9 protein-coding genes and 1 pseudogene are annotated in these 12410 nt (G+C 61.6%); 7 read left to right on the top strand and 3 right to left on the bottom strand.

Features of this window, described 5'->3' with window-relative positions:
• Nucleotides 1-26 precede the first annotated feature (26 nt).
• Nucleotides 27-392, bottom strand: a complete 366-nt coding sequence (locus BLW55_RS17185) for an ArsC family reductase (RefSeq protein ID WP_090329603.1) — start codon at nt 390-392, stop codon at nt 27-29.
• Nucleotides 393-573: 181 nt separating this feature from the next.
• A complete protein-coding gene (locus BLW55_RS17180; RefSeq protein WP_244509117.1) occupies nt 574-759 on the bottom strand; it encodes an aldolase/citrate lyase family protein in 186 nt (61 codons plus the stop codon).
• A 239-nt stretch (nt 760-998) separates the two neighbouring features.
• Here BLW55_RS17180 and BLW55_RS17175 point away from each other — a divergent pair, with 239 nt between their 5' ends.
• The 7 genes and pseudogenes from BLW55_RS17175 (at nt 999) to BLW55_RS17145 (ending at nt 10865) form a co-directional block, all read left to right on the top strand.
• Complete coding sequence (locus BLW55_RS17175; RefSeq protein WP_244509116.1) at nt 999-2321, top strand: ABC transporter substrate-binding protein; 1323 nt, start codon at nt 999-1001, stop codon at nt 2319-2321.
• On the top strand, nt 2318-4321 hold the full coding sequence (locus BLW55_RS17170; RefSeq protein WP_090329601.1) for an ATP-binding protein: 2004 nt from the start codon (nt 2318-2320) through the stop codon (nt 4319-4321). The genes BLW55_RS17175 and BLW55_RS17170 overlap by 4 nt, the downstream gene beginning before the upstream one ends.
• A complete protein-coding gene (locus BLW55_RS17165; RefSeq protein ID WP_090329600.1) occupies nt 4318-5679 on the top strand; it encodes a sigma-54-dependent transcriptional regulator in 1362 nt (453 codons plus the stop codon). The genes BLW55_RS17170 and BLW55_RS17165 overlap by 4 nt, the downstream gene beginning before the upstream one ends.
• Before the next feature lie 172 nt (nt 5680-5851).
• A complete protein-coding gene (locus tag BLW55_RS17160; protein ID WP_007007819.1) occupies nt 5852-7204 on the top strand; it encodes an ABC transporter substrate-binding protein in 1353 nt (450 codons plus the stop codon).
• Between the two features lie 105 nt (nt 7205-7309).
• Nucleotides 7310-9013, top strand: a pseudogene (locus tag BLW55_RS17155) (ABC transporter permease); the annotation flags it as partial.
• 24 nt (nt 9014-9037) lie between these two features.
• Nucleotides 9038-10156 carry an ABC transporter ATP-binding protein gene (locus tag BLW55_RS17150; RefSeq protein WP_210184120.1) on the top strand — a complete coding sequence of 373 codons (1119 nt, stop codon included), beginning with the start codon at nt 9038-9040 and terminating at the stop codon, nt 10154-10156.
• The gene (locus tag BLW55_RS17145; RefSeq protein ID WP_007007817.1) at nt 10149-10865 is read left to right on the top strand and encodes a histidine phosphatase family protein; all 717 of its coding nucleotides are present in this window, start codon (nt 10149-10151) and stop codon (nt 10863-10865) included. Before BLW55_RS17150 ends, BLW55_RS17145 begins: the two co-directional genes overlap by 8 nt.
• Nucleotides 10866-10901: 36 nt before the next feature.
• Here BLW55_RS17145 and BLW55_RS17140 read toward each other — a convergent pair whose 3' ends face one another.
• Entirely contained in the window at nt 10902-12404 is a 1503-nt protein-coding gene (locus BLW55_RS17140) for a tripartite tricarboxylate transporter permease (RefSeq protein ID WP_090329599.1), read from the bottom strand.
• Nucleotides 12405-12410 lie beyond the last annotated feature (6 nt).

Here is a 12410-nt window from a genome sequence, read left to right as displayed (position 1 = left end):
CCGACGGCACTGGTCTCGGCCTGCGCTCAGGCAGAGAACGCAGCTTCGTAGATTTCCGGCTTGAACCCGACCACCCGCCGGTCTCCGAGATCGAGCACCGGGCGCTTGATCATGGCTGGCTGCTCTTCCATCAGGCGAACCGCCTTCCCGGCGTCCATGTCGATCTTATCAGCGTCGGAAAGCTTGCGGAAAGTGGTGCCGGCGCGGTTGAGAAGCTTCTCCCAGCCGACCTCCTCCACCCACGCCTCCAACCGCGCGCGCTCAATGCCGGTGGCCCTGTAATCGTGAAACGCATAGGCGATGTCATGCGCCTCAAGCCAGGCCCGCGCCTTCTTCATCGTGTCGCAGTTCTTGATGCCGTAGATCACGGGGGTCGTTGATTCTGTCACCACCGGTTCGCTCCCATTCCATTATGCCATGACCGCACAGCCACCTGATTTCGCTCATGGATTTCAGATGGCGGGAATCACGTATCGACAAAATAGCCTCAGTACGCAGGCTCTTGAAAGCGCTGTCCTTCCCACACTTCCGCGGGTTGTGCAATTTGCCGGACACGGGGCTCAAGTGGCCTCTTCAGGCCATTTGTTCGGAAAGACGATCTGCAGCCTTCACCAACAGTCCCAGATCCACGCCGGCGGCAACGAACTGATAGCCCCAGTCGCGGTAGCGCCGCGCATCTTCGGGACTGGTTGCAAGGATGCCGACTGGCTTGCCGAGCAGCCTGAGCTGATCCGCCGCCCGCCGCAGAGCCTTCTGCACGTCTTCATGGCCGGGTGGCTCGACAGGAATTCGCCCGTGCTGCCGCAGGCCGCAGCCTGGTTTATTGACGGGCTTCGCCCGGATGAGGCAGGAATGGCGCTGGCGTCAAGTTGGGATGTCGTGCCGGAACTGGCGAAGTGGCGGGGCCTTGAGGGCTGCGCTATCGTGACAGGGGGAGGTTGATGCGCCGAGGAGGCGCGGCGATGCCGTGCGGCCTGGCCTCCCTGGGAGGAGAGCCTTTGCGCAGATTGTTACATTGCTGGGTGGTGTCGGCCTGCGTCTGGATATCAGGGGCGGCGTTCGCTCAGGCCGCCGACACGGGATGCCGGCTCCAGATCATCACGTCATATCCCGAGAGCTTTTACCGGCCTTTCGTGGAGCGGTTCTCCAGCGATCATGGCCGCACCTGCGTGACCAACAAGAACACGATCGCACTGATGCGACACATGCGGGAAGGCCGCCGACCGGTCGCCGATGTGGTCTGGACAAGCTCACCCGTTGCCTTTGCTGCGCTCGACGCCGAAGGCCTGCTCGATCACCGGCCGGAGCTTTCTTTCGACCCGTCGCATTTCGGCGGGCTTGTGGTGGATGACGCCAGCGGCGCGCGTTTTGGCTTTGCCCTGTCGCAGATCGGCCTGATGTGGAAGCCCGATGGCGAGACGATAGGGCCAACCGCCGAGGTGGAGCTTCTGGCACAGGATCGCTACCGCAACCGCATCGGAATGACATCGCCGGCGCGCAGCGGCACCACGCACCTGTTCATCGAGACCGTTCTGCAAAATCAGGGCTGGGATGAAGGGTGGGCGCTCCTGTCGCGCATCGGAAGCAATCTGGCCACTGTCACGGCGCGCAGTTTCGGTGTGCGCGAGGGCATCGCCCGTAACCGGTTCGTGCTGGGCATCGGCATCGACTTTCTTGCCAAGGCGGCCAATGAAACGCAGCCGCGTATCGCCTTTGCCCCGCTGCGCGACAGTGCGGTCTTCCCGGCCAGTGTCGGCATCGCCCGCACCGGCGCGGAGAACCCGCTGGCGGTGAATTTCGTTGAGTTCCTGCGCTCCGATACGGGGCAGAACCTGCTGTTGCGCCCGGCCATTGCGCGCATTCCCGTCAATCCGGACCTCTGGGGGCAGGTGGGGTTCGAGCCCGAGCAAAGCGCCGGTGCGGCCTTCGATGCGGCGCTTGCCGCGCGCCGGCTTCCCATCGTCAATGCGCTGTTCGACGAGATGATCACCTATCGTTATCTGGAGCTTGCCGAAATCCGGGCCGGCATAGACCGCCTCATGGCGGCCCCGGAAGCCGCTGACGATCCGCAATTGCGCAATCTCATCGCCGAGGCGCGCGACCGGGTGGAGACCGTGCCGGTCGCCTCCTTCATGTCGGATGCCGCAGAGCTGATTTCGCAGCTTGAAGGAAGCGATCTGGTCGATCTTTCCGCCAATGGCGAAGGCACGCTGCGGGACAGCTGGTCGCGCGACTTTTCAGGCCGCTTCAGCCGTGCGCGTGAACTGATCGCGCGTGGAGACGCCCGGCTTGCCGAACTCACATCCGAGCGCGCGCCGTGAGCGGTCATTCCACCTCCCTGCGCAGCAAGCTTCTGGTCGCCATGGCGACGATTGCCGGTTTCGCCATTGTGGCGATGCTGGTGGCGAATTTCACGCTCGGCAATGTCGGCAACACCATTTCCAATCTGGCGTCGGACAATCTCAAGACGGCGGCGGCCAGCGCCCGACTGGCCGAAATCGGTCAGGCCATTCGCGTGGATGTGCCTATGCTTGGCAGTGCACGCACGCGGTTCGAAAGGGAATCCGCGCTGGAGCGACTCGACGACCATTTCGAGCAGCTTCGCCAGCTTCTGGCGACAGGCATGGGAAACGATGAGGCGTTTAGCGGGCTGGGTGGCGTACTGGCCGAAGTGGAGGCCAATGTGCTGGCGCTCGACCGCAATGTGGCACGGCGCTTCGCTCTCGCCAAACAGCGGGAGGAGGAGACGGCGCGTCTCAACCGCCTGCACGGCGATTTTCTGCTGGAGGTCGACCCGCTTCTGGTGGACGCCAAGTTCAACGTGGAATCGGCGCTTGAGGCGCGTGCTGGCGAAGGCATCGCCGACAATGCGCGGCGCAGTCTCGTTGAGCGTGAGGTGCGTCTGACGGAGGCGCTTGGCCGTCTGCACGCCAGCACCAATCTGGCAGTCGGGATGATCTTGCGCGGCGCGAGCGAGACCGATTTCCGCCTGATCGAACAGTTGCAGGGGCGGCTTGCGGAAACGGTCGATGAAGGCAACGCCAATGCGGCGCTGATCGCGAGCAATGCAAGCGCCATCACGCTGCGCCAGATCTGGGACGACATCGCGCTTTTCGCCACCGAGCCCGACAATCTGCTGGATCGCCGGCTGAACGAAAGCGGGCTTCTGGCTGAAAATGCACAGTTGCAGGAAATGAACGCCTCGCTGCTTGAAGAGCTTGGCAATGTGGTTGCCGGCGCGGTGCGCGAAAGCGGCCTTAGGTCGAGCCTTGCCTCAGTGGAAATCAACGATGTCCTGTCGGGCTGGCGCGTGTTCAACGCGTTCAGCACCGCCATTCTTCTGCTCCTCCTGCTCGCCTTCTCCTATTTCTTCGTGCGCGGGCACCTGTTCCAGCGTCTGATGAAGGTGCTGGAGGCGATGGGCCGCATTGCGGGTGGCGAGAAAGGCATTCAGGTGGGCGTGTCCGGCTCCGACGAAATCGGCCAGCTTGCGGATGCGGTTCGCCTTTTCCACGACAAGTCCGAAGCGCTCGACCAGCGGGCGCGCGAACTGCGGCAGGCCAATGTCAGCCTGACATCGGAGATCGAGCGGCGCAGGCAGGTGGAGACCGAGCTGCGCGAAACGCAGGCAGAACTGGTGCAGGCGGCAAAGCTCGCCGCTCTTGGGCAGCTTTCGGCGGGCATTGCGCATGAGTTCAACCAGCCGCTGACGGCGATGGGGTCCTATACGCACAATGCGCTGCGCTATCTGGAGCGCGGCGACATCGACAAGGGCAGGGAGAAGCTGGGCGACATCGAAAGGTTGATCAAACGTCTGGCGAAAACCTCCAATCACCTAAAGACCTTCGCCCGCAGGCCGCAGGATGTGCTGGTCCGCAATGATGTGACGGAAGTGGTCGCCAACGCGCTGACCCTGTTCAAGGAGCGGATCGAGCGGCAGGGCGTCGCGCTTGTCATGGAGCACCCACCGCACCCGGTTCACGTGATGACGGAGCCCGCACTTCTGGAACAGGTGCTCGTCAATCTCGTTTCCAATGCGCTCGACGCAACCGAGCCGGTTCACCCGGCACGGCTTACCATTCGCATCAGCGAGACCGAAATGCTGGCGCGCATCGAGGTGGAGGACAATGGCGAGGGCATTGCCGAGGAGCTTGAAGGAAAGCTGTTCGATCCGTTCTTCACGACAAAGCCACCCGGCGAGGGACTCGGGCTGGGCCTCTCCATATCGTACAATGTCATCCGCGATCTGGGCGGTCGTCTGGAACTGAAGCGCAGGGAGGAAGGCGGCGTGATCGCAACCGTGGAGCTGTTCAAGACATGAATGCGATACCGGTAATTCTGGTGGATGACGACATGGAAATCCGTGACGCGTGGGCGGAAACGCTGGCGCTGGAGGTCTACGAACCCTCCACCTTTGCCGCTGGGCGGGAGGCGCTGCGCGTGCTTGACCGGGACTGGCCGGGCGTCGTCGTCTCGGATCTCAGAATGCCCGGCATGGATGGCATCGCGCTTCTGGAGGCCGTTCAGGAAATCGACCGCGACATCCCCGTCATCATCATCACGGGTCATGGCGATGTGCCCATGGCGGTGTCGGCGCTTCGCAACGGGGCCTATGATTTTATCGAGAAACCGGCGGAGCCGGAGGTGCTTCTTGCCGCTGTGGAACGCGGCGCCAGAATGCGCCAGCTCATTCTGCAGAACCGCCAATTGCTCAGTGGCGCGGGCGCGCCTTACGCGCTGGAAAAACAGCTCATCGGCAACAGCGAGGCCATTCAGCGCTTGCGCAAGCGCATCGCCGCAGTTGCGCTGGCCGACGTCAACACCGTCATCTATGGCGAAACCGGGTCGGGCAAGGAAGTGGTGGCCAATGCGCTGCATTCGCTCGGCCAGCGCAGCGATGGGCCTTTCGTCGCGCTCAATTGCGGAGCGCTGCCCGACACGCTGATCGCCAGCGAACTGTTCGGCCACGAGCCCGGCGCGTTTACCGGGGCGGACCGCCGGCGCATCGGCAGGCTGGAACAAGCAAGCGGTGGAACGCTGTTTCTCGACGAGATCGAGAGCATGCCGCTCGCGCATCAGACCCAACTCCTGCGCGCGCTCCAGTCGCAGACCATCACGCGGCTTGGCGGCAAGGACGAGATCGGCATCGATGTGCGGGTGGTTGCAGCCGCGAAGAAGGATCTCGAAAAGGCGTCCGAGGAAGGCACGTTCCGCGCCGATCTCTACTATCGCATCGCCGTGGCGACACTTTCCATTCCGCCGCTCAGGGAACGTCCGGAAGATGTGCCGCTTCTTTTCATGCATTATGTGCAGCAGGCCGGCCAGCGCGTTCAGCGCGGCTCGTTCGAACCGGACCAGAACCTGCTGGAAGAGCTGAGCCGCCGGCCATGGAGGGGCAATGTCCGCGAACTGATCAATGTCGCAGAGCGTCATGCGCTGGGCATTGACGGCGAGACGCAGGGCACCGCCATTGGCGGAACGGATCCCGGCCTTTCCGACCAGCTCGACGCATTCGAAAAGCGGGTTCTTGCCGCAGCGCTGCGCCGGACCGGCGGACGGGTGCAGATGGCCGCCGATCATCTGCGTATCCCGCGCAAGAAGCTCTACCTCAGAATGCAGCGCCACGGCCTCTTGCGGGAGGATTTCATGAAGGTTGAACGTGTCGAAAATGACACGTGATTGTGCCTGATGGGTCAAAAGCGACCCGCATCCACACCAGTCATGGACCCTTGTTCTCCCTTATATTTCAATGGACTGTCGAAAAATCTCCCCCGACGCGCTAACTGGCACGCCAGTTGCTTCCTGTTTGATGCGATGAAAAAGATCGCAGTAAATTTCTGGGAGGAATTTTATGCCTGACTTCAAACGCAAGCCGCTTCGCGTGTTCGGACTTGGGGTTGCCGCTGCGGCGCTCCTGGCGGCATCGCCGCTTCATGCGGCCGACGACAAGCTCGTCATCGTCACATCTTTTCCGTCCGATCTGACGGATGTCTTCAAGACCGCCTTCATGAAGGAGAACCCATCGATCGCCGTCGAGGTGGTGAACAAGAGCACGTCTTCGGGCGTGAAGTATCTGATCGAGACGGCGCAGAACAACCAGTCGGACATTTTCTGGGCGTCCGCGCCGGATGCATTCGAGGTGCTAAAGGGCGAGAATCTTCTCGGCAGCTATTCCAGGGAAGTGGAAGGCATCCCATCCGACCTCAATGGCTATCCGATCAACGATCCGGGCGGCCAGTATCTGGGCTTCGCGCTCTCCGGCTACGGCTTTATGTGGAACACCCGCTACATGGACGCCTATGAATTGCCGGCGCCCAAGGAATGGGACGATCTGGAAAAGCCGATCTATCATGGACATGTGGGGCTTTCTTCGCCCTCGCGTTCGGGCACGACGCATCTGACGATTGAAACCATTCTTCAGGGCGAGGGATGGGAAGAAGGCTGGAAGACGCTGAAGGCCATTTCCGGCAATGCGAAAACCATCACGGAGCGCAGCTTCGGTGTCCCGGATGGTGTCAACAGCGGTTCCTTCGGCATCGGTATCGTGATCGACTTCTTCGGCTTCTCGTCCAAGGCGTCCGGCTTCCCGGTCGAATTCCACTATCCGAGCGTGACAGCACTCGTACCAGCAAATATCGGTGTCGTGGCCAATGCGCCCAATGAGGGACCGGCGCAGAAGTTCATCGACTTCCTTCTGTCGGAAAAGGGACAGGCCCTGCTCTTCGACCCGAAGATCATGCGCTTGCCAGTCAACGAGAATGCCTATGGGGAAGCACCCGAGGGCCTGCCCAACCCGTTCGACGGTTCCATCGAGACAAAGGTCAATTTCGACAGTGACGTCTCGAAACAGCGCTACAACGTGGTGAACTCCCTGTTCGACGTGATGATCACCTACCGGCTCGACGATCTGCGCAACGCAACCGCTGCGGTACAGACCGCCGAGACCGCGCTTGCCGAAGCCGGCTCCAATGCCGACGCTTCCAAACTGATCGAAGAAGCCAGAGCCCTGCTCTACGCCCTTCCGGTGAGTGCCGAAGAGGCATCGGATCCAGACTTCAACGCGATCTTCACCGTCAAGCGCAAGAAGGCCGACACGCAGGTCGAGGGTCGTCAGGCCGAGATCGAGCAGAAGTGGGATGCCATGGTGGTAGAAAACTACCGCAAGGCGACCGAGCTGGCTCAAAAAGCCAAGTCGCTGCTCTAGCACTAATGCCGCCCGCCGGGCCGCGCTCTTTCTGAGCAACGCTCCCCAAAGCCGGTTCCCGGCGGGCCGGTCATTCAAGACTTCCCGTTCCAACGGAGCATATCCATGCCCACTGCAGCCCTTCGGCGGCCGGCACTCAACGTGCCTGTCGGACCCTATCTGGCGGCTGGACTTGTCGTTCTGTTTCTCGGCGCGTTTCTTGTCGTGCCGGTGCTGAAAGTCATCCAGGTTGCGTTTCAGGACCCGGCCACAGGCGGTTTCACACTGGTGAACTTTCAGGACTTTTTCGCCAGCACGCTGTTTCGCCAGTCCTTCTACAATTCCGTCTATGTGGCGGGCATGTCGGTGGTGATCGCCTCGGCCATCGCCCTGCCGCTTGCCTATTTCACCACGCGGTTCAACTTTTCAGGTTCCGTCATTATCCAGACCCTGGCCTTCGTGCCGCTCATCATGCCGCCCTTCATTGGCGCGGTGGCGATGCAGCTTCTGTTTGGCGCCAATGGCAGCGTGAACCTCATCCTGCGTGACTATTTCGGCATCACGATCCCTTTCATGAAAGGGCTGAACGGTGTGATCTTCGTGCAGAGCCTGCACTATTTCCCCTTCATCCTGATCAATCTGTCAGCCAGCCTGCGCAACATCGACCGCTCCATGGAAGAAGCGGCCCAGATGCTCGGCTCCAGCGGCGTGCGCATGTTTCGGCGCATCGTCTTTCCGCTGGCCATGCCCGGCTATATCGCCGGTGCCTCGCTGGTTTTCGTGAAAGTCTTCGACGATCTGGGCACCCCGTTGCTGCTCAACGTCAACACCATGCTGGCACCACAGGCCTATCTGCGCATTTCCTCGGTCGGCATCTCCGATCCGATGGGCTATGTGATTTCCTGCATCCTGATCGTTTTCTCGATCTTCGCCATGTGGGTGTCGTTCCTGGGCATGCGCGGCAAGGATTATTCGACCACACAGAAAGGCGGAGGCGGCCTTTCCAAGCGCGACCTGACGCGGCGCGAAGCGATCCTTTGCTACATTGTCGTACTCCTTATCCTCGCGCTCGTCCTGGCGCCACATCTGGGGCTTCTGCTCCTGTCCTTCGGCACGGTCTGGTCCTTCGGCGTCCTGCCCGACGGCTTTACCGTGGAGCACTATGAAACCGCCCTCACCTCGGCATGGGGCTTCATCCAGAACACGCTACTTTACGCCGGGCTGGCAGGCCTGATCGACATCATCATCGGCACGGCGATCGCCTATCTGGTTCTGCGCACCAACATCATCGGGCGCAAATGGCTGGACTATATGGCCGTCTCCGCCCTTGCCGTTCCCGGCGTGGTGCTCGGCATCGGCTATCTGCGGGTCTTCTACGGTGTCGAAATGCCCATTACCGGCCAACCACTGGCCACCTGGTGGGGCATCATCGTCATCGCGCTTGCCGTACGGCGTCTGCCTTATGCGCTGCGCTCCTGCACCGCAGCCCTTCAGCAGATTTCCCCATCGCTCGAAGAGGCCGCCGAAAACCTCGGGGCCTCGAAGCTGCGCACGGTTCGCCGTGTCGTCGTGCCGCTTATGGTCAGCGGTCTGGTCGCCGGTTTCGTGACCAGCTTTGCCACCGCAGCCGTAGAACTTTCGGCCACCATCATGCTGGTCGCCAGCGAGAAAGACGCACCGCTTGCCTACGGACTTTACCTTTTCATGCAGTCGGCCGCAGGCCGTGGCCCCGGTGCAGCCCTTGGCATCATGGCGGTGATCATTGTCGGACTGGCGACCTACCTGTCGCATCGTCTGGTCGAGAACACGCGCCGCAGCCAGGCCGCTGCCGCCACCCAGGGGGAGAACATTGAGATGAACATGCCCATGAAATCCGCAACCACGCACCCATCATCGCAGCCCATGCAAACCGGTCGGGTGGAACCCGTCGAGATCGACATTCGCAATGTGTCCCTTTCCTTCGGCTCGACGGAAGTGCTCAAAGGCATCGATCTGAAGATCGAACCCGGTGAGTTCTTCGCCTTCCTTGGCCCGTCGGGGTCAGGCAAATCCACGCTCCTGCGTGCCATTGCCGGCTTTGGCCCGACACCAAAAGGGGAAATCCTGCTCGGAGAGCAGGATGTCGTCGGCACCGCGCCGTGGAAACGCAATGTCGGCATGGTGTTCCAGAGCTATGCGCTGTGGCCGCATATGAGCGTTGCCCGCAATGTCGCCTTCGGCCTCGATGAACGTCGTGTGCCAAAGGCGGAAACGGAAAAGCGCGTCAATGCGGCGCTGGAGATGGTCGGCATGAGCCAGTATGCCGACCGTTACCCCTCGCAGCTTTCGGGTGGCCAGCAGCAGCGCGTGGCGCTGGCCCGCACCATCGTGGTGGAACCGCGCGTGCTGCTACTCGATGAACCGCTTTCCAATCTGGACGCCAATCTTCGCGTGCAGATGCGGCAGGATCTCCTGAAACTGCAAAGGCGGCTCGGCATCACCACCATTTTCGTGACCCATGATCAGGAAGAAGCCAACACGATCTGCGACCGCATCGCTGTCATGGCAGACGGGGTGGTGCAGCAGGTCGGGCGACCGGATGATGTCTATGACACACCGGCCAATGCCTTCGTGGCCAACTTCCTTGGCACGGCCAACGTGCTGGAAGGCACCGTCAAGCGGGAAGCGGGCGGCAATGTTTTCGTGCTGCCTTCCGGCATAGCGCTGCCCTGTGCGGAAAACGCCCGCCCGGGCGCTGTCAAGCTCGTGCTCAGACCGCAGAGCATTTCATTCGGCGGAAGCAGCGAAGACGGCCTCAGGGGGACCGTTCTGTCGGCAGAGTTTCTCGGCGGCATGATCCGCTACGCAGTCGATGTTGCCGGCCAGACGCTGCTTGTCGACGAGGTTCACACAAGAGGGCATGGGCGACGAGAAGCGGGCGAACAGGTCAACGTGACAGTGCGCCATCAGGAAGGAGTTCTGATCCATGGCTGATGATGTGTTCGCCGCCGCATCCTGCGCGTCGGCTCCCCCTTCCGTTGCGGAAAGCACATTCCCGCCAATCCTGCTCATTCGCCACGGCGAAACACAGTGGAACCGGCAGGGTCGGCTTCAGGGGCGCATGGACGCGCCCCTGACACTCAACGGCATGCGGCAGTGCCTTGCCGTCGCCACGGCAGTCGAGACACATCTTGAAACTCTGCCCGGTGCTGCGCGTTTCTGGGTCAGCCCCCTGGGACGGGCCCGACAGACCGCTTCCATACTCGCTGACTGCTGGAATATCGATTTCGAGCGTTTCGTCGAGGCGCCACAAATCGTCGAGCGTGCCTATGGAGCCTGGGAGGGAAGCACGCTGAGCGAAGTGAAGGCGGAGCGAGCGCAGGAGTTCGACGCCCATCAGTCAGATGCCTGGGGGTATCGGGTGCCGGGCGGCGAAAGCAAGGACGAACTCTTCGCACGGATAAAAGCCTGGCTCGACGGTCTGGACAGAGAGCATGCGCATGTCGTCGTCACCCACAGCGGCTGTTTCCGCGCTCTGCGCGCCCTTTACACGGGCGCGTCGCGCAGCGTCATCGAAGCCTATCGCGAGCCGCAGACCACGGCCTTCCTTCTGAACACCGAGGAGGAGACGGAGATCGCCCCCTCGGCCGCGCTTCTTGCGACCTGCGGAGTTGCAGGCTCCGGACGCACTGTGGAGATTTGAAGGAACCGGCAGCATTCCGCCAATGCCGCCGATCTTTCACCTTCCCTGCGCCGGTCGCCTGCGTCGTGCTGCCCAGACCGGCAGCACGACAACCGCAGTGGCCAGTGCATACAGGATGATGCTGTTCCAGGACTGCAACAGGATGCCCCAGTCTCCGGCAGAGATGGACAGCGCCCTGCGCAGATTGTTCTCAAACAGGCTGCCGAGCACAAAACCCAGTATGACGGGCGCCAACGAAAACTGCAGCTTGCGCAGAATCCATCCGAACACGCCAAGCAGCGTGATCATGTAGAGATCATGCGGGTTGCTGACGACAGAATACACGCCGATGAAAGCGAGGACAGCGATCAGCGGCGTCAGATATTGCTGTGGGATGGTGAGCATGCGGGCGAACAATCCCACCAGCGGCAGGTTGATCACCAGAAGGGCCAGGTTGCCGATATACATGGATGCAATCAGGCCCCACGCGATCTCCGGCCTCTGCTCGAACATCAGCGGGCCCGGCGCGACATTGAACAGCAGCAGGGCCCCAAGCAGAATGGCCGTCGTGCCCGAGCCGGGAATGCCCAGTGTAAGCATGGGCACCATGGCACCACCTGCCGCAGCATTGTTGGCTGCTTCCGGTGCTGCCAGCCCGCGCGGGTCGCCCGTGCCGAGCGTCTCGGAATTCTTCGCGACCCGCTTTTCCGTGCCATAGGCAACCGCCGAAGCCACTGAAGCGCCCGTGCCCGGCAGGATGCCAATGAAGAATCCGATTATCGACGAGCGCAAAATGGTCCATTTCGTCATGGCGAGATCCGCCCACGACACAAAGCTCTTGTCGATGGCCAGCGGCTTCAGCCGCCCGGTGATCTGCTGTTCGACCAGATGGATCAGTTCCGCCATGCCGAAGAGGCCGATGACCACGACCAGAAAATCGATCCCCGCCAGAATGTCGGGAATGCCGAACGTATAGCGTGGTACGCCGGTATTGGCGTCGATCCCGATCGAGGCCAGCATCAGCCCCATCAATGCAGCAAGAAGTGTCTTGACCGGGTTGCTGCCCACCAGAGAGGCGAGGCTTGCAAAGGCAAACACCATGAGCGCCACATAATCCGACGGCGAGAAGGTCACTGCATAGGATGCCAGAAGCGGACCGAAGACCGACATGAGAATGACCGCAAAAGTGCCGCCTATGAAGGAGGCGACCGCCGAAAGCGACAAAGCGCGCCCGGCCTCGCCCCGTTTGGCCATTGGGTTGCCGTCAAGCGTCGTCATCACCGCGCCGGCGTCACCGGGCACATTCAACAGGATGGACGATATGCGCCCGCCATATTCGGCGCCGTAATAGATGCCGGCAAGCAGGATGAGAGCGGATTCGGGCGGGAAACCCAGCCCGTAGGCAATGGGCAGAAGGATCGCCACGCCATTGATGGGGCCTATGCCCGGAAGAGCACCGATCAGCGTTCCCGCGAAACAGCCGGCAAGAACCAGAAAGAAATTGAAGGGTTGAAGCGCGACGGAAAAGCCCGCCGACAGACCTGAAATGACGCTGTCCATGGGTTC

This window comes from Nitratireductor aquibiodomus (genome assembly GCF_900105565.1).
Lineage (GTDB): Bacteria > Pseudomonadota > Alphaproteobacteria > Rhizobiales > Rhizobiaceae > Nitratireductor > Nitratireductor aquibiodomus.
The sequence above is the reverse complement of the archived record's forward strand: the minus strand, read 5'-3'. Positions and strand labels throughout refer to the sequence as shown.